This is a genomic window from Achromobacter sp. SIMBA_011 (genome assembly GCF_046535435.1).
GTDB lineage: Bacteria > Pseudomonadota > Gammaproteobacteria > Burkholderiales > Burkholderiaceae_B > Achromobacter > Achromobacter dolens.
Window position 1 is genome coordinate 497018 of record NZ_JAWRWN010000002.1, and the last position, 17593, is coordinate 514610.

Here is a 17593-nt window from a genome sequence, read left to right on the forward strand (position 1 = left end):
CCCATGAGTAGCGCGGAGAGCCAGCCGCTGATCGAGTGCGAGCACTGCGCAAGCATCTATCGCCGACATCCGCTCGAACCTGGCGAGACCGCCAATTGCGCCCGCTGCGGCACCATTCTATGGCGCTACAGCGGGCTTACTTTGTCCAATTGGCTGGCGCTCGCGATCGCCGCGCTGATCGTCTTCGGCGTGGCCAACGCCTATCCGGTCGCGTCGATGTCGGTGCAGGGCATGGTGCAGCAGGCTTCGCTGCTGGATGCCATCGACATCACCTGGCGCCAGGGACATTACGTGGTGGCGGTCATGACCGGGCTGGCGGGTTTCGTGCTGCCGCTGTTCCAGTTGATCGTGCTGCTGTGGGTGCTGGGGCCCCTGTCGCGCGGCGTCGAGCCGGCGGAATTTCGCGGCGCGATGCGCCTGTTGGGTCTTCTGCGGCCGTGGTGCATGGTGCCGGTTTTCCTGCTGGGGGTGCTGGTCGCCGTGGTGAAGCTGGCGGGCATGGCCGCGGTGGCGCCCGGCGTCGGCCTGTTCGCCTTTGGCGTCCTGACCATTTTCCTGACCATGCTGGGCCGGCTGACCCCGCATGTGTTGTGGCGCTACGCCGAATCCGGCGGCGTGGTGCCCGTGCATGTGCCCGAGGCAGGGCCCGACGCGGTGCTGACGGGCTGTCATGTGTGTGGCCAGGTTCAGGCGGTGCCGCGCGCCGACGACCCCGAAGCGGAGCACCACTGCGTGCGCTGTCACGCGGTGGTGCACTACCGCAAGCCCGACCACCTGGCCCGCACCTGGGCGCTGTTGCTGGCTGCGATGGTGTTCTATATTCCCGCCAATGTCTTGCCGGTGATGAAGGTCAGTTCGGTGCTGGGCGACAGCGCCCACACCATCCTGGGCGGCGTCGTGGAACTGTGGAACATGGGCTCCTGGGACATCGCGCTGATCGTCTTCATCGCCAGTGTGGCGGTGCCCTTGACCAAGTTGCTGGCGCTGATCCTGCTGCTGCTGACCGAGCAATGGCGCAGCACCACCAACCTGCGTCCGCGCACCCGCCTGTACCAGATGGTCGAGTTCATCGGCCAATGGTCGATGCTGGATGTCTTTGTCGTGATCCTGCTGGCAGCCCTGGCCGATTTCCAGGGCCTGATGGAAATCAGTGCCGGCGCGGGGGCCGCTGCGTTCGGCGTGGTCGTCATCCTGACCATGCTGGCCGCCATGAGTTTCGACCTGCGCCGCAGTTGGGACCTCGAGGATGTGAGTGAGTTGGACGAAGCCGCGCCGGCCGGTGGCGGGCGCGGGGCGTCCGCAGCCGGCGCGCAAGCGGGCTGATGCCGGCATGATCGCGGTGGACGGAAACCTCCCCGCGCGCCGTTCAAAGAAGAAAAGGAAATACCAATGTCCGACCAAGCACCTGGATCTGGTGAAGAGAAGTATGCGTCGCCCACGATCTCGCGCAAGCGCAAGAGCCGGATTTCATGGATCTGGCTCGTGCCGGTCGTTGCGGCGTTGATGGGCCTGTCGCTGGTGGTGCGGACCTGGATGCAGGCCGGCCCTGATCTGTCGATCGAGTTCAATACGGCCGAGGGGCTGGAGGTCGGCAAGACCCAGTTGCGCTACAAGGACGTGAACGTCGGCACCGTCAAGTCGATCGGTTTCAACGCTGATCGCAGCAAGGTGGTGGTGCAGGCCGAGCTGTCCAGGGAAGTCGCCGACCTGGCGCGCGAGGGCACCAACTTCTGGGTGGTGCGCCCGCGCCTGGACGTCAGCGGCGTGTCCGGCCTGGGCACCTTGTTGTCCGGCGCCTACATCGGCGTGGACGCGGTCGAGGGCAAGGACTCGTCCAAGAAGGCGACCAAACTGCATTTCGTCGGCCTGGAGACGCCGCCGGCCGTGACGCACGACCGCGCCGGCAAGCGCTTCAAGCTGAAGGCCGCGGACCTGGGGTCGCTGGATATCGGGTCGCCGGTGTATTTCCGCCGCATCAACGTCGGCCGCGTGATCGGTTACGCACTGGACAAGACCGGCAATGCCGTCAACGTCGAGGTATTCGTCGACGCGCCCAACGACAAGTTCGTGACCAACGGCACCCGCTTCTGGAACGCCAGCGGCGTGGATTTCAGCGTCAACGCCGAGGGCCTGAAGGTGCGGACCCAATCGCTGGTGTCGATGGCCGTGGGCGGCGTGGCGTTCGAGCCGGTCTACAGCGCGCGTGACGCCAACACCCCGGCGGCGGCCGATTCGCACTTCGAGCTATACGCCACCGAGGCGGCCGCCAAGGCCAACCCCGACGGCGAAGCCTTCCCGATCCGCATGCGCTTCGATCAGTCGATCCGCGGCCTGGCGGTGGGCGCGGCGATCGACTTCTCGGGCATCACGCTGGGCAACGTCACGCAGATCAACATGGACTTCGATCCCGTCAGCAAGCGCTTCTTCGCGCTGGTGGATGCGACGCTGTATCCGGAACGCCTGGGCCGCGTGTACGACGAAGTGCGCGAGCACGCCATCAAGGACGGCGACGAGGCCGGCGGACGCCTGCTGGGCATCATGATCAAGCACGGCCTGCGCGCCCAGTTGCGCACCGCCAACCTGTTGACCGGCCAGTTGTACGTGGTGCTGGACGAGTTCCCCAACGTCAAGCCGGTGGAATTCAAGATGACCACGCCGGCGATGATCCCGACCGTGCCGGGCCAGCTCGATCAGTTGCAGCAGCAGGTCAGCAATATCGTCGCCAAGATCGACAAGATTCCGTTCGACAAGATCGGCGAGGACCTGCGCACCACGCTGGCCAGCACGTCCAAGCTGATGAACCGCCTGGACAAGCAGGTGGCGCCCGAGGCGCAAGGCGTGCTCAAGCAGGCGCGCGAGTCCATGGCCAGCCTCAACGCGCTGGTGGCGTCGGATTCGTCGTTGCCGGTCAATGCCGAGAAGGCCATGCAGGAACTGAGCCGCGCCGCCCGCTCGCTGCGCGCGTTGGCGGACTTCCTGCAGTCCAACCCCGAAGCGCTGTTGCGCGGCCGCGGCCAGGACCCGATTCCGGGCGCCGGCCCCGTCAGGAACTGAACCCATGACCCGACTCGATTTCCGTCCCTTCCCGACCTCCCGCCCCGGCCCGTTTGCGCGCGGCCTGACGCTGTTGGCGCTGCCGCTGCTGCTGGCCGCCTGCGCCTCGTCGCCGCCCGTGCACTACTACACGCTGCAAGGGCCGGCGCCCCAGCCCCCGGCCGTGCCGCGCGCCGCCGCGCCGTTCCTGCTGGAAGTGCAGGGCGTCAATGTGGCGGCCCAGGCCGATCAGCCTCAATTGATGGTCCGCACCGGCGACGGCAGCGTGGCGGCGATGTATTCCGAGCGCTGGAGTTCGCCCTTGGGGGACGAGATTCGCGGTGCGCTGTCCGACGCGCTCAAGCACGACCTGGGCGCGCTGGACGTGCAGGTGGTCAAGCCCGCGCCCACCGCGCCGGTCTGGCGGGTGCAGACCGACGTGCAGCGGTTTGACCTAGTGTCCGGCAGCATGGCGCAACTGGACGCCACCTGGCGGGTGCGGCCGGTCAATCTCAAGGGCAACGGCCTGCTGTGCCGCAGCGTTGTCACCGAAACCGTGTCGGAGGCCGGCATCCCCGCGCTGGTCGCCGCGCAGCAGCGCGCGGTGGCGGCGCTGGCGGGCGTCATGGCGTCCGCCATCCGCGGGCAGACGCCCGACAGCGGCGGCGCGGTGCGGATGCTGGGCTGCTCGCCGCTGCCCGATGCCGACAAGCCTTAAAAAGGGACGGGCAGGGCGCCAAAACCCGCCGCGATCTCAATCGGTTAACCCTAGGGTTAACCTTAATACAAACCCGGTTGCAACCTGACTAGCATACGGTCCTACCGATGCCGGGCCCCCTTGCGGGTCCGGTGTGACCTTTGCCATGCGACAGGAAGCAATCTCTTATGGCCAGCACCACCCTCGGCGTCAAGGTCGATGACGCGCTACGCGATCGCCTGAAGGCCGCCGCGCACAAACTCAACTGCACGCCACACTGGCTGCACAAGCAGGCGATCCTTGCCTACCTGGACAAGATCGAGCGCGGCCACCTGCCCGCCGAGATGTCCCATCTGGGCGGGGAAGAGGGAGGCGATGACGAGGGCGGCGAACACCAGGCCGCCGCCACGCCGCCGTTCTACGAATTCGGCCAGGACGTGCAACCGCAATCGGTGCTGCGCGCTGCCATTACCGCCGCCTACCGCCGCCCCGAGCCGGAATGCGTGCCGCTGCTGCTGGGCCAGGCGCGCATGCCGAACCTGGAAAAAGTGCATGCGATGGCCACTGACCTGGTCAAGAAGCTGCGCGGCAAGCGCACCGGCGGCGGGGTCGAAGGCCTGATCCAGGAATTCTCGCTGTCGAGCCAGGAGGGCGTGGCGCTGATGTGCCTGGCCGAGGCGCTGCTGCGCATTCCCGACCGCGCCACGCGCGACGCGCTGATCCGCGACAAGGTCGCGCGCGGCGACTGGAAGTCGCACATGGGCGGCTCGCAGTCGCTGTTCGTCAATGCCGCCACCTGGGGCCTGATGATCACCGGCAAGCTGGTGGCCGTGAGCAGCGAGCAGTCGCTGTCCAAGGCGCTGACGCGCCTGATCGGCAAGGGCGGCGAACCGCTGGTGCGCAAGGGCGTGAACATCGCCATGCGCATGATGGGCGAGCAGTTCGTGTCGGGCCAGACCATTTCCGAAGCGCTGGCCAACAACCGCAAGATGGAAAGCCGCGGCTTCCGCTATTCATACGACATGCTGGGCGAAGCGGCCACCACGGCCGAGGACGCCGACCGCTATTACGCCTCGTACGAACAGGCCATCCACGCCATCGGCAAGGCCGCCGCCGGCCGCGGCATCTACGAAGGCCCCGGCATCTCCATCAAGCTGTCGGCGCTGCATCCGCGCTATTCGCGCGCCCAGCGCGAACGCGTCATGGCCGAGCTGCTGCCGCGCGTGAAGGCGCTGACCATCCTGGCGCGCAGCTACGACATCGGCCTGAACATCGATGCGGAGGAAGCCGACCGCCTGGAGATCTCGCTGGATCTGCTGGAGGCGCTGTGCTTCACGCCCGAGCTGGAGGGCTGGAACGGCATCGGCTTCGTCATCCAGGCCTACCAGAAGCGCGCGCCGTTCGTGATCGACTACGTCATTGACCTGGCCCGCCGCAGCCGTCATCGCGTGATGGTGCGCCTGGTCAAGGGCGCCTACTGGGACAGCGAGATCAAGCGCGCCCAGGTCGACGGCCTGGAGGGCTATCCGGTCTACACCCGCAAGGTCTACACCGACGTGGCCTACCTGGCCTGCGCCCGCAAGCTGCTGGGCGCGCCGGAAGCCGTGTATCCGCAGTTCGCCACCCACAACGCCTACACGCTGTCGGCGATCTACCAACTGGCCGGCCAGAACTACTACCCCGGCCAGTATGAATTCCAGTGCCTGCATGGCATGGGCGAGCCGCTGTACGACGAAGTGGTCGGACCGCTGGCGCAGGGCAAGCTGAACCGCCCCTGCCGCATCTACGCGCCGGTCGGCACGCACGAAACGCTGCTGGCCTACCTGGTGCGCCGCCTGCTGGAAAACGGCGCCAACACCTCGTTCGTCAACCTGATCGGCGACGAGAGCATTCCGGTCGAGACGCTGGTGGCCGATCCGGTCGAGGCCGCCTCGCGCATCGTGCCGCTGGGCGCGCCGCACGAGAAGATCCCGCTGCCGCGCGAACTCTACGGCAATCCGCAGCAGGGCGCGCGCGCCAACTCCGCCGGCCTGGATCTGAGCAACGAACACCGCCTGGGCTCGCTCTCGGCCGCGCTGCTGACCAGCGCCGCCACGCCCTGGCGCGCCGCGCCCATGCTGGGCGAGGGCGATGGCGCCTGGGACGCGGCGCGGGCCATCGAGGTGCGCAACCCCGCCAACCTGCACGACGTGGTTGGCCACGTCATCGAAGCCAATGGCGAGGAAGCCGAGGCCGCCCTGCGCGCCGCCGCCAATGCCGCGCCCATCTGGCAGTCGACCCCGGTGGCCGAGCGCGCGCAATGCCTGCGCCGCGCCGCGCAAATGCTGGAAGAGCAGATGCAGACCCTGCTGGGCCTGATCGTGCGCGAGGCCGGCAAGTCGCTGCCCAACGCCATCGCCGAGGTGCGCGAAGCGGTGGACTTCCTGCGCTACTACGCCGACCAGGCCGACCGCGAATTCAGCAACGACACCCATCGTCCGCTCGGGACGGTGCTGTGCATCAGCCCCTGGAATTTCCCGCTGGCCATTTTCACCGGCCAGGTCGCGGCCGCGCTGGCGGCCGGCAATACCGTGCTGGCCAAGCCCGCCGAGCAGACGCCGCTGATCGCGGCGCAGGCGGTGGCGATCCTGCGCGCCGCCGGCGTGCCGCCGGGCGCCGTGCAACTGCTGCCGGGCCGCGGCGAAACCGTGGGCGCGCAACTGGTGGCCAGCCCCGGCGTGCGCGGCGTGATGTTCACCGGCTCGACCGACGTGGCGCGCATCATCGCGCGCACGCTGGCCGACCGCCTGGACGACGACGGCCACACCATCCCGCTGATCGCCGAGACCGGCGGCCAGAACGCCATGGTGGTCGACTCGTCGGCGCTGGCCGAGCAGGTGGTGTTCGATGTGCTCAGCTCCGCATTCGATTCGGCCGGCCAGCGCTGTTCCGCGCTGCGCGTGCTGTGCGTGCAGGAAGACAATGCCGATCACGTCCTGACCATGCTGCGCGGCGCCATGCGCGAGCTCAGCGTGGGCAATCCCGACCGCCTGTCGGTCGACGTCGGCCCGGTCATCGATACGGAGGCGCGCAACAATATCCAGCGCCACATCGATGCGATGCGCACGGCCGGCCACCGCGTGGACCAGGTCGAACTGAATGGCGAATGCCGCCACGGCACGTTCGTGGCGCCCACCATCATCGAGATCGACCACATCAGCGAACTGACGCGCGAGGTGTTCGGTCCGGTGCTGCACGTGGTGCGCTACGCCCGCGACGAGCTGGACGGGCTGCTGGACGCCATCAACGGCACCGGCTATGGCCTGACCTTCGGCGTGCATACCCGCATCGACGAGACCATCGCCCACGTGACCGGCCAGGTCCACGCCGGCAACGTCTACGTCAACCGCAACATCGTCGGCGCGGTGGTCGGCGTGCAGCCGTTCGGCGGCGAGTGCCTGTCGGGCACCGGTCCCAAGGCTGGCGGCCCGCTATATATGTACCGCCTGCTGGGCACGCGCCCCGAGGGGTTGCCGCCGGCGCTGGACGCGGCCGCGCCGTTGCCGCAGCGCATTGCATTGCCGGGTCCCACTGGCGAGACCAACACTTATATGGTCGAGCCGCGCGGCGCGGTCTATTGTGTGGCGGCCACGGAGGCCGGCGCGCGTGCCCAATGGGCGGCGGCGCGTCTGACCGGCAATCACGCGTGGTTCGCCGATACGCCGGCGGCGCAGGCGCTGCTGGCGGGATTGGACGCCGAGCAGCAGGGGCAGGCGGGCATTCTGGCCGATGCCGAGGTCGACCACGCCGATTACCATGCGGTGCTGTTCGAAGGCGATGGCGACACGCTGCGCACGCTGAACCAGCGCATCGCGCAACGCCCCGGCGCCATCCTGGCGGTGCATGGATTGACCTCGGATGCCCTGGCGGCCGGCGCCTCGTATGTGCCCGAGCGCCTGCTGACGGAGCGTTCCATCAGCGTCAATACGGCGGCGGCCGGCGGCAACGCCAGCCTCATGACCATCGGTTGAACGTGACCGAGGGGTAACCCTTGGGAAACCAAGGGTTATCTCCAATATCTAGCGAGGTTGCACTGGAAGCAAAATCCGGTCGCACCTGAAGTTCGATTGTGGCAACCCGGCAATCGCACTCAAATAGATCACCTGGCCCAAAAGCCCAGGTATAACAAAGCCACATCCGACATACCGGAGGATTCCCATGAAGTTTCGCACCACTTTGAAGCTTGTCGCCGCCAGCATCGCCGCCGTCGGCATGGCCGCCGCCGCGCAGGCCGCCGACGTCAAGTTCGGCTTTGCCGCGCCCCTGACCGGTCCCCAGTCGCACTACGGCGAGGACATGCAAAACGGCCTGAACCTGGCCCTGGAAGAAGCCAACAAGAAGGGCATCAAGGTCGACGGCCAGCCCGCCAAGTTCGTGCTGGTGTCGCGCGATGACCAGGCCGATCCGCGCGTCGGCGTGCAGGTGGCGCAGCAACTGGTCGACGAGAACGTGGTCGGCATCCTGGGCCACTTCAATTCGGGCACCACGATCCCCGCCTCGCGCGTCTACCACGAAGCCGGCCTGCCGCAGATCGCCATGGCCACGTCGCCCGAGTACACCAAGCAGGGCTACGAAACCACCTTCCGCATGATGACCAGCGACACCCAGCAGGGCGCCGCGGTCGGCAAGTTCATGGTGCAGAGCCTGAAGGCCAAGAAGGTCGCCATCATCGATGACCGCACCGCCTACGGCCAGGGCCTGGCCGACGAGGTCGAGAAGGCCGTCAAGGCCGCCGGCGGCCAGGTGGTGCGCCGCGAGTACACGACCGACAAGGCCAACGACTTCACGGCCATCCTGACCAACATCAAGGGCTCGGCGCCCGACGCCATCTTCTACGGCGGCCTGGACGCGCAGTCCGGCCCGATGAAGCGCCAGTTGGCCACGTTGGGCCTGAAGTCGCCGCTGGTTTCGGGCGAAATGACCCGCAGCGACACCTTCATCAAGCTGGCCGGCGACGCCGCCGACGGCACCTTCGCCTCGCTGGCGGGCGTGCCGCTGGACAAGATGGCCGCGGGCAAGGACTTCGAAAAGCGCTACCAAGAGCGCTTCAAGAAGGCCCCCGGCGTCTACGCGCCCTACGCCTATGACGGCGCCTGGAACATGATCGCGGCGATCGAAGCGGCCGGCTCGGCCAAGCCCGAGAAGTACCTGCCGGAACTGGCCAAGCTGAACCGCAAGGGCGCCACCAGCGAGCACATCGCCTACGACAAGAACGGCGACCTGAAGGAAATCTCCGTCACCATCTACGAAGTCAAGAATGGCAAGTGGGAGATGGTTGAAACGATGGTCAGTCAGGCCAACTAAGGCTGCCTGACCCGGCCAGGACGCGGCGCCGCCGCGCCTGGCTATCTTGATTGACCCCGCGCGCGCCGCCCGGCGCGGCGGCGATTTGCGCGAAGGCGGCCCCCGGGGCCGCGCCGCATCCGATCCTCGCGCGATTTTTCCAGGCTTATTTCCACGGCCCCTATGGATATCTTCATTCAACAACTGATTAACGGCGTCACGCTCGGCAGCGTGTACGCCCTGGTCGCCCTTGGCTACACCATGGTGTACGGCATCATCGGGCTGATCAACTTCGCGCATGGCGACGTCGTCATGATCGGCGCGATGGCGGCCACCACGATCGCCATCTCGCTGGTCGGCGGCGACCCGTCCGCTTCCGCCTTCATGGTGCTGGGCCTGGGCCTGCTGGTGTCCGTGCCGCTGTGCATGGCCGTGGGCTGGACCGCCGAGCGCGTGGCCTACCGGCCGCTGCGCCGCGCGCCGCGCCTGGCCGCCCTGATCACCGCCATCGGCGTGTCCATCATCCTGCAGAACGTGGCGATGATGGGTTGGGGCCGCAACTACCTGAACTTCCCGCAGGTGCTGTCGCCGCGGGTGTTCGAGATCTTCGGCGCGCGCATGAGCACGCTGCAGATCGCCATCGTCGCGATCGCCGCGCTCATCATGGGCGGATTGCTGGCCGTGGTGCACAAGACGCGCCTGGGCACCGCCATGCGCGCCACCGCGCAGAACCGCGAAGTGGCCGGCCTGATGGGCGTGAACATCAACACCGTGATCTCGGCGGCGTTCCTGATCGGCTCGGCGCTGGCCGCGGTGGCCGGCATGATGGTGGCCACCTACTACGGCGTGTCGCAGTACACGATGGGCTTCATGCTGGGCCTGAAGGCCTTCACGGCCGCGGTGCTGGGCGGCATCGGCAACCTGGTCGGCGCCATGGCGGGCGGCCTGCTGCTGGGCATCATCGAATCGCTGGGCGCCGGCTACATCGGCGACCTGACCGGCGGCTTCCTGGGCAGCCACTACCAGGACGTGTTCGCGTTCTTCGTGCTGGTGCTGGTGCTGATCTTCCGTCCGTCCGGCCTGCTGGGCGAACGCGTGGGGGACCGCGCATGAACACCACCCTGAAAAACAGCGGGCTGTCGACCCGCAACCTGATCGGCATCGCGCTGATCGGCATCGTGCTGGCGGTGCTGCCGTTCGTGATCGGCATGGCCGGCCAGAGCTGGGTCCGCATCCTGAACTTCGCGCTGCTGTACGTGATGCTGTCGCTGGGCCTGAACATCGTGGTGGGCTTCGCCGGCCTGCTGGACCTGGGCTATATCGCGTTCTACGCGGTGGGCGCCTACACCTGGGCGCTGCTGGCCTCGCCGCACTTCGGGCTGCACTTGCCGTTCTGGGCGATCCTGCCGATCGCGCTGGCGGTGGCGTGCCTGTTCGGGGTGCTGCTGGGGGCGCCGACGCTCAAGTTGCGCGGCGATTACCTGGCCATCGTGACGCTGGGCTTCGGCGAGATCATCCGCATCTTCCTGAACAACCTGAACGCGCCGGTCAACATCACCAACGGCCCGCAGGGCATCAACCGCATCGACACCTTCAAGGTGGGCGAGTTCGCCTTCGGCCGCACGGAAAGCCTGCTGGGCATCCGCGTGACCGGGCCGGAGAAGTACTACTACCTGCTGCTGGCGCTGACGCTGATCATCATCCTGGTGTGCGTGCGCCTGCAGAACTCGCGCATCGGCCGCGCCTGGGAAGCGATCCGTGAAGACGAGATCGCCGCCAAGGCGATGGGCATCAACACCCGTAACATCAAGCTGCTGGCCTTCGCCATGGGCGCCTCGTTCGGCGGCGTGGCGGGCGCGCTGTTCGCGTCGATGCAGGGTTTCGTCAGCCCCGAGAGCTTCTCGCTGATGGAATCCATTTCCATCCTGTGCATGGTGGTGCTGGGCGGCATGGGCCACATCCCGGGCGTGATCCTGGGCGCGCTGATCCTGGCCGCGTTGCCGGAATTCCTGCGCGCCGTGGTCGAGCCGGTGCAGCAGATGGTGTTCGGCGCCGTGGTGCTGGATCCCGAGGGCATCCGCATGCTGCTGTTCGGCCTGGCGATGGTGTGCGTGATGCTGTTCCGTCCCGCCGGCCTGTGGCCGTCCGCCGTGCGCAAGCGCGAGCTGGCCACCAAGACGCAGGGAGGCGCGGCATGAGCAAACTGCTGCAAGCCCAGGGACTGGGCAAACGCTTCGGCGGCCTGCAGGCCTTGTCGGATGTCAGCTTCGACATCGAGCAGGGCGAGATCTACGGCCTGATCGGCCCCAACGGCGCCGGCAAGACCACGCTGTTCAACGTGCTTACGGGCCTCTACATCCCGGAAGACGGTAGCTGCACCTTCAACGGCGCCTCGATGTCGGGCAAGAAACCGCACGAGGTGGCGCACGCGGGCCTGGCGCGCACCTTCCAGAACATCCGCCTGTTCGCCAACCTGAGCGCGATCGAGAACGTCATGATCGGCCGCCACATGCGCACCCGCGCCGGCGTGCTGGGCGCGGTGTTCCGTACCCGCGGCACGCGTGCCGAGGAAGCCGCCATCGAGGCCCGCGCCCAGGAGCTGCTGGACTACGTCGGCATCGGCCACCGCGCCAACGACGTGGCGCGTTCGCTGCCCTACGGCGACCAGCGCCGCCTGGAAATCGCGCGCGCCTTGGCCACCGATCCCAAGCTGCTGGCGCTGGACGAGCCGGCCGCCGGCATGAACGCCTCGGAAACCGTGGTGCTGCGCAAGCTGATCGAGAAGATCCGCGACGACGGCGTCACGGTGCTGCTGATCGAGCACGACATGAAGCTGGTCATGGGCCTGTGTGATCGCGTGCTGGTGTTGGAATACGGCAAGGTGCTGGCCATGGGCAAACCCGCCCAGGTGCAGCGCGACCCCAAGGTCATTGAAGCGTATCTGGGCGCGGGCGCCGCCCAGGATCCGCTGATTCATCAGGAGCGCCCGGCATGACGACGGCAAGCAAACCCCTACTGGAACTGCGCGGCCTGCAGGTCGCCTACGGCGGCATCCGCGCGGTGCGTGGCATCGACCTGCGCGTGGACGAAGGCGAACTGGTGTGCCTGATCGGCGCCAACGGCGCCGGCAAGAGCACGACCCTGCGCGCCATCTGCGGCCTGGTGCCGCTGGCCGGCGGCGAAGTGGTCTACGGCGGCCAGTCCATCGGCGGCCAGAAGTCGCACGAGCTGGTGCGCCAGGGCCTGGTGATGGTGCCCGAGGGCCGCGGCATCTTCGGCCAGCTCACCATCGAGGAAAACCTGGCGATGGGCGCCTACATCCGGCGCGACGCCGTGCAGGTGCGGCAGGACACCGACCGCGTGTTCACGCTGTTCCCGCGCCTGGCCGAGCGCCGCAAGCAGGCGGCCGGCACGCTGTCGGGCGGCGAGCAGCAGATGGTGGCGATGGGCCGCGCGATGATCGCGCGTCCGAAGCTGCTGTTGCTGGACGAACCCTCGATGGGACTGGCGCCGCTGATGGTCGAGAAGGTCTTCGAAGTGGTGCGCACCATCGCCAGCGAAGGCGTCACGATCCTGCTGATCGAGCAGAACGCCCGCCTGGCGCTGGAGAACAGCCACCGCGGCTACGTGATGGAATCCGGCGAGATCACGCTGTCCGGTCCCGCCGCCGACATGCTGCACGATCCCAAGGTGCGCGCGGCGTACCTGGGGGAAGTGGAAGAGGCGTAGGCCTGTCCCTCTGCCGCATAAAAGAGCCCGGCCATGCCGGGCTTTTTTTAATGCGCGTCGGACTCAGCCGGCCTGGCGCTTGAGGAAGCCCTCGATCAGGGCGGCGAAGGCGGGCGGGCACTCCTGCATCGGGTAATGGCCGCAATGCGCAATGACGTGCAGCGTCGCGTTGGGATGCCAGGCCAGGAAGCTGCCTTGCATCGCTTGCGCGTCGATTCCCGGGTCCCGATCGCCGACCACGACCAGGAACGGTGTCTCGATTCCACGCACGGCGTCGACGAAGTCCGCCGTCACCAGCATGTCGAGGTACTTGCGCCGGCAGGCGGGTGCCACGGTCGCGCGGTTGTGGCGGACCTTGGCGTCGGCCCAGCCGTCGGACAGGCTGCTGGAGACATGTCGGAATAGCCGGCGCAAGGCCTCGTCGTCCTCGGTTGTGCTGGCGAAGAACGCCAGGGCCTCCGGCCCCAGGGGGGTGCCGGCGGCGGAGACGGGGCACACCGCGATGGCGCTGGCGATGCGTGACGGCGCGTCCGCCGCCAGGCGTTGCGTGATCATGCCGGTCATCGAGTGGCCGATGATGTGGAACCGCCGCCAGCCGAGCCGGTCGGTGAGCGCGAGGCAGTCGGCGGCGATTTCCTCGACCGTGCAGGCGCCGGTCAGCGCGATGGACTGGCCGTAGCCGCGCAGGTCGGCGAACACGTAGGTGAAGGCCTGGCCGTCGAGCCAGGGCATGACGGCATCGTAGCTACCATGGTCGCCGAGCCAGTCGTGCAGGACCAGCACGGGGATCGGGCCGTGGCCCAGGCGCGCGTAGCCGAGGCCGGCCGGCGAGCCGGGATGGATTTCAAGGGACGTCTTCATTCCAGGTTTCCTTGTGTGAGGGGAACGAAAACGAAACGCCCTCCCGGCGGACCGGGAGGGCGTTTTCAAAGTGCAGCCATCCTATCAAATCGCCGGCGCCAGCGTCAACGGGGCGGCGTCGCCGCCGGCGCGCTGGCGGGAAGGCCGGCTCAGGCAGGCTGCGCCACGACCCGCTCGCGCCCGATCAGCAGGGCGATGACGGCGGCGATCAGGCCGGTGGCGCCGGCCGCGACGAAGGCCATCAGGTAGCTGCCTTGCGACTCGCGCACCACGCCCGCCATCCAGGCCGCGCTGGCCGCGCCCAACTGGTGGCCGGCGACGATCCAGCCGAACACGATGGGCGCCTCGCGGTCGCCGAAGGCTTCAGTGGCCAGGCGCAGCGTGGGCGGCACCGTGGCGATCCAGTCCAGGCCGAAGAACACAGCGAAGATCGCCAGGCTGTAGAACGAAAAATCGGAATAGGGCAGGTACATCAAGGCCAGGCCGCGCAGTCCGTAATAGACGAACAGCAGCTTGCGCGGATCGTAGCGGTCGGTCAGCCAGCCGGAGGCGGTGGTGCCGAACAAGTCGAAGATGCCCATGATCGCCAGCAGGCCGGCCGCCTGCACTTCGGGCATGCCATGGTCGCCGCATAGCGCGATCAGGTGGGTGCCGACCAGGCCGTTGGTGGTGAAACCGCAGATGAAGAAGGTGGCGAACAGGAACCAGAAAGTGCGGGTCCTGGCGGCGCGGCCCAGGGCGCCGAAAGTGGCGGCGATCATGCCGGTGCGCGGCGCGGTGGGTGCGGGCGGCGCATGCGGGTCACTGCCGAACGGCGTCAGGCCGACGCTGGCGGGGCGGTCCGGCACCAGCCACCAGGCCAGCGGCACCAGGGCGGCGGCGGCGCCGGCCACGGTCCACACCACCCGGGTCCAGTCGCCCGACGACGCCAGCGCCGCGAGAATGGGCAGGAAGATCAGCGTGCCAGTGGCGGTGCTGGCCGTCAGCAGCCCCATCATCAGGCCGCGGTGCTTGCTGAACCAGCGGTTGACCACGGTGGCGCCCATCACCACCGCGACCGCGCCCGACCCCACGCCCGAGAACACGCCCCAGGTCAGCAGCAGATGCCAGGGTTGCGTCATGTAGGCGCTGGCGGCGGTGGACAGCGACATCACCGCCAGCGCGCCGATCAGCACGCGGCGCAGGCCGAAGCGTTCCATCGCGGCCGCGGCGAACGGCCCCACGAGGCCGTAGAGGAAAATGCCCACCGCGGCGGAGAACGACGTGATGCCGCGGCTCCAGCCGAAGCTTTCCTCCAGGGGCACCAGCAGCACGCCGGGGGACGCGCGCAGCCCGGCCGAGACCAGGAGCGCCAGGAAGATCACGGCGACGACGACAAAAGCATACTTCTGTCCCGCGCGGCGGAAGGGGAAGGGCGGTTGGGCTATACTCATGTTACTGACCGGTACGTATTTGGGTTTGCGAATAGTACGTACCGGTCAGTAACACCGTCAAGCGATATTTTCTTGATGGTCCTGTTCTTGGCGCGGCTGGCAGTGACGGCCGCAAGGAGGCGCTCGCATGGCCAATAAACCCACGGCGGACGGCAAGCCCGCCGAATCCACCGCCAAACCCCTGTTGGCGGCCGACCGCATCCGCCGGACGGCCCGCGAAATGTTCTACCGCGATGGCATCCGCGCGGTGGGGGTGGACGCCATCGTCCACCAGGCCGGCGTGACCAAGCCCAGCCTGTATCGCAGCTTTTCGTCCAAGGACGAGTTGGCGGCGGCCTACCTGCGCGACTACGACGCGGAATTCTGGGGGCGTTTCAACGCCGCCTGCGACGCCCATCCGGGTGATCCGCGGGCGCAGTTGCGCGCCTATCTGTCCGGCCTGAGTGTGCGGGCGGTTCAATGCGGCTACCGGGGCTGCGGCCTGACCAATGCGGCGGTCGAGTATCCGGAGGCCGGCCATCCGGCGCGTGAGGTCGCGGTCGCGCACAAGCTGGAACTGCGGCGGCGCCTGACCGCGATGGCCCGCGAGATGGGCGCGCCGGATCCGGTCGCCTTGGGAGACGGGCTGTTGTTGCTGATCGAAGGGGCCTTCGTCTCCAGCCAGTTGTTTGGCGAGGGCGGACCGGCGGGCCGGGTAGCGCAGATCGCGGACCAGCTCATCGAAGCCCATCTGGGCAGCCCGTAAAGCGGTTATTGCGCCGCACAATATCGGTGCCGGATGTGGTGCATCATGCACCGTTGTGGTGGTGTTTGTACTTATTTCGCAACGCCAAAAATAATGCTAGGCATTTTTATTGCAACGCAGCATGCACGGGTCTAAGATGGACTCGTGCTGTTCCCCCATCGCGCTTTCTCAAGGAGAGAATCATGAGCGATACCGCGTTGAAAAATGCCCGCATGTCGGATGCGCTGGAGCGGTCCCTGATCCGCGAGGCCATCAAGGCGGAAACCCTGTCCGGCCCGTTCTCGCGCATGGGCTGGCGTCGGCTGAAGCTGCGCCTGCGCCGGTTCGGCGGCGCCGTCGGCGAGGTGCTGCACGACATGGACGCCGGCCGCCGCCAGCATCCTGTGATTTCCGCCCATCGTTGAACCGCGGATCCGCGCCAGAAAAAACGCCAGCGATCGCTGGCGTTTTTCATGGGAGCGCCGTGGTGGGTGTCACAGCGCCATGTCCACCAACAGGTAGCCGTCCAGCAGGATGATGCCAACGGTGGCGACCACGGCTGCCCAGGCCCAGGCGCCGCGCAGGACGTGGCGGCCCATTACCTGCTTGCGGCAGGCCAATACCACCAGCGGCCCCAGCGCGAACGGCAGGGCCAGGCTCAGGATGACCTGGCTCAGCACCAGCAACTGGTCTGGGTCCTGGCCGCCGGTGAAGGCCAGCAGGGCGGCGGCCACGGTGCCGGCGATCAGCCGCGTGGCCAGCGCGCGGCGGCGATCGGACCAGCCGCTGTTGATCTGGAAGCCTTGCGACAGCATGCGGCCGGCCAGCACGCCGGTGATGGTGGAGCTTTGGCCCGCCGCGTACAGCGCGATCGCGAACACGATGGCCGCGCCGATGCCGAAGGTCTGGCCGATCACGGCATGGGCGTCGTCCAGGCTGGAGACGATGATGCCGGAGCCGGACAACGAGGCCGCGGCGACGATCATGATGGCCGAATTGATCAACATGGCCACGCCCAGCGACACCACGGTGTCGTTGCGCGCCACGCGCATGGCCAGGTCGCGGGCGTCGGCCGGCAGCACGCGGGCGCGCTGCGCCAGCGACCCGGAATGCAGGTAGAGGTTATGCGGCATCAACGTCGCGCCCAGGATGCCCAGCGCGATCAGGAAGCCTTGCGGGTCGCGCAGCGCGTGGCCGGTCTGCGTCATGCCATGGGCCACGTCGGTCCAGGCCGGGTTGGCCTTGAACAGCAGGAACACGAACGAGGCTGCCACGATCGACAGCAGCACGGCGATGACGCGCTCGTGGCGGTCGGCGTTGCCGCGCGTCAGGGCCAGCACGGCGAAGGTGCCGACGCCGGTGACCGCGACGCCGCCCAGCAGCGGCAGGTTGAACAGCAGGCGCAGCGCGATGGCGCCGCCGATGAGTTCGGCCAGCGCGGTGGCCAGGATGGCGGCCTCGCCGGCCAGCCAGGCGGCCTTGGCGGTGCGCGGGGACAGGTGGCGGGCGGTGAGGGTGGCCAGGTCTTCGCCGGTGGCCAGTGCCAGGCGCGACACCAGCACCTGGAAGCCCAGCGCCAGGATGGCCGAGGCGATCACCACCAGCAGCAGGCCGTAGCCGAAGCCGCTGCCCCCGGCGATGTCCGTGGCCCAGTTGCCCGGGTCGATATAGCCCACCGCCACCAGGATGCCGGAGCCGACCACCCGGCGCAGGTTGGCCGAGACCTGGGCGTCCTGAGGGTACGCTGCCTTACCGCCTGAAATCGCGTAGATGAATCGGGTCATGTTTGTTCCT

The 17593-nt window shown here is 67.8% G+C and carries 14 protein-coding genes; 11 read left to right on the forward strand and 3 right to left on the reverse strand.

Annotated features, from left to right (window positions below; genetic code table 11):
* Positions 1 to 3 precede the first annotated feature (3 nt).
* The 9 genes from SB816_RS09520 (at position 4) to SB816_RS09560 (ending at position 12781) form a co-directional block, all read left to right on the forward strand.
* Positions 4 to 1323: a PqiA/YebS family transporter subunit gene (locus tag SB816_RS09520; RefSeq protein ID WP_175188713.1), complete on the forward strand. Its 1320-nt coding sequence runs from the start codon at positions 4 to 6 to the stop codon at positions 1321 to 1323.
* Between the two features lie 66 nt (positions 1324 to 1389).
* Complete coding sequence (locus SB816_RS09525; protein WP_064524673.1) at positions 1390 to 3054, forward strand: intermembrane transport protein PqiB; 1665 nt, start codon at positions 1390 to 1392, stop codon at positions 3052 to 3054.
* A gap of 4 nt (positions 3055 to 3058) precedes the next feature.
* Positions 3059 to 3751 (forward strand): membrane integrity-associated transporter subunit PqiC, encoded by a 693-nt coding sequence (locus SB816_RS09530; RefSeq protein ID WP_410546844.1) that lies wholly within the window; start codon positions 3059 to 3061, stop codon positions 3749 to 3751.
* A gap of 167 nt (positions 3752 to 3918) precedes the next feature.
* Positions 3919 to 7740 (forward strand): trifunctional transcriptional regulator/proline dehydrogenase/L-glutamate gamma-semialdehyde dehydrogenase, encoded by a 3822-nt coding sequence (gene putA / locus SB816_RS09535; RefSeq protein WP_064524671.1) that lies wholly within the window; start codon positions 3919 to 3921, stop codon positions 7738 to 7740.
* A gap of 187 nt (positions 7741 to 7927) precedes the next feature.
* Positions 7928 to 9073 (forward strand): branched-chain amino acid ABC transporter substrate-binding protein, encoded by a 1146-nt coding sequence (locus SB816_RS09540; RefSeq protein WP_049073109.1) that lies wholly within the window; start codon positions 7928 to 7930, stop codon positions 9071 to 9073.
* Between the two features lie 240 nt (positions 9074 to 9313).
* Positions 9314 to 10165, forward strand: coding sequence for a branched-chain amino acid ABC transporter permease (locus SB816_RS09545; protein WP_374700484.1), 852 nt, complete (start codon positions 9314 to 9316; stop codon positions 10163 to 10165).
* Positions 10162 to 11250 (forward strand): ABC transporter permease subunit, encoded by a 1089-nt coding sequence (locus SB816_RS09550; protein ID WP_175142862.1) that lies wholly within the window; start codon positions 10162 to 10164, stop codon positions 11248 to 11250. The genes SB816_RS09545 and SB816_RS09550 overlap by 4 nt, the downstream gene beginning before the upstream one ends.
* Complete coding sequence (locus SB816_RS09555; RefSeq protein ID WP_006383977.1) at positions 11247 to 12047, forward strand: ABC transporter ATP-binding protein; 801 nt, start codon at positions 11247 to 11249, stop codon at positions 12045 to 12047. The genes SB816_RS09550 and SB816_RS09555 overlap by 4 nt, the downstream gene beginning before the upstream one ends.
* The gene (locus SB816_RS09560; RefSeq protein WP_410546845.1) at positions 12044 to 12781 is read left to right on the forward strand and encodes an ABC transporter ATP-binding protein; all 738 of its coding nucleotides are present in this window, start codon (positions 12044 to 12046) and stop codon (positions 12779 to 12781) included. Before SB816_RS09555 ends, SB816_RS09560 begins: the two co-directional genes overlap by 4 nt.
* A gap of 63 nt (positions 12782 to 12844) precedes the next feature.
* Here the strand turns inward: SB816_RS09560 and SB816_RS09565 are convergent, their stop codons facing one another.
* Both SB816_RS09565 and SB816_RS09570 read right to left on the reverse strand, forming a co-directional pair.
* On the reverse strand, positions 12845 to 13642 hold the full coding sequence (locus SB816_RS09565) for an alpha/beta fold hydrolase (RefSeq protein ID WP_410546846.1): 798 nt from the start codon (positions 13640 to 13642) through the stop codon (positions 12845 to 12847).
* Between the two features lie 149 nt (positions 13643 to 13791).
* On the reverse strand, positions 13792 to 15075 hold the full coding sequence (locus SB816_RS09570; protein WP_410546847.1) for an MFS transporter: 1284 nt from the start codon (positions 15073 to 15075) through the stop codon (positions 13792 to 13794).
* Between the two features lie 127 nt (positions 15076 to 15202).
* On the opposite strand from SB816_RS09570, the gene SB816_RS09575 reads away from it, so the two are divergent.
* Together SB816_RS09575 and SB816_RS09580 are read left to right on the forward strand one after the other, a co-directional pair.
* A complete protein-coding gene (locus SB816_RS09575) occupies positions 15203 to 15820 on the forward strand; it encodes a TetR/AcrR family transcriptional regulator (RefSeq protein ID WP_144654877.1) in 618 nt (205 codons plus the stop codon).
* A 182-nt stretch (positions 15821 to 16002) separates the two neighbouring features.
* Positions 16003 to 16224 carry a hypothetical protein gene (locus SB816_RS09580; RefSeq protein WP_054415856.1) on the forward strand — a complete coding sequence of 74 codons (222 nt, stop codon included), beginning with the start codon at positions 16003 to 16005 and terminating at the stop codon, positions 16222 to 16224.
* Positions 16225 to 16293: 69 nt separating this feature from the next.
* On the opposite strand, the gene SB816_RS09585 is transcribed toward SB816_RS09580, so the two are convergent.
* Positions 16294 to 17583 carry an Nramp family divalent metal transporter gene (locus SB816_RS09585; protein WP_410546848.1) on the reverse strand — a complete coding sequence of 430 codons (1290 nt, stop codon included), beginning with the start codon at positions 17581 to 17583 and terminating at the stop codon, positions 16294 to 16296.
* Positions 17584 to 17593 lie beyond the last annotated feature (10 nt).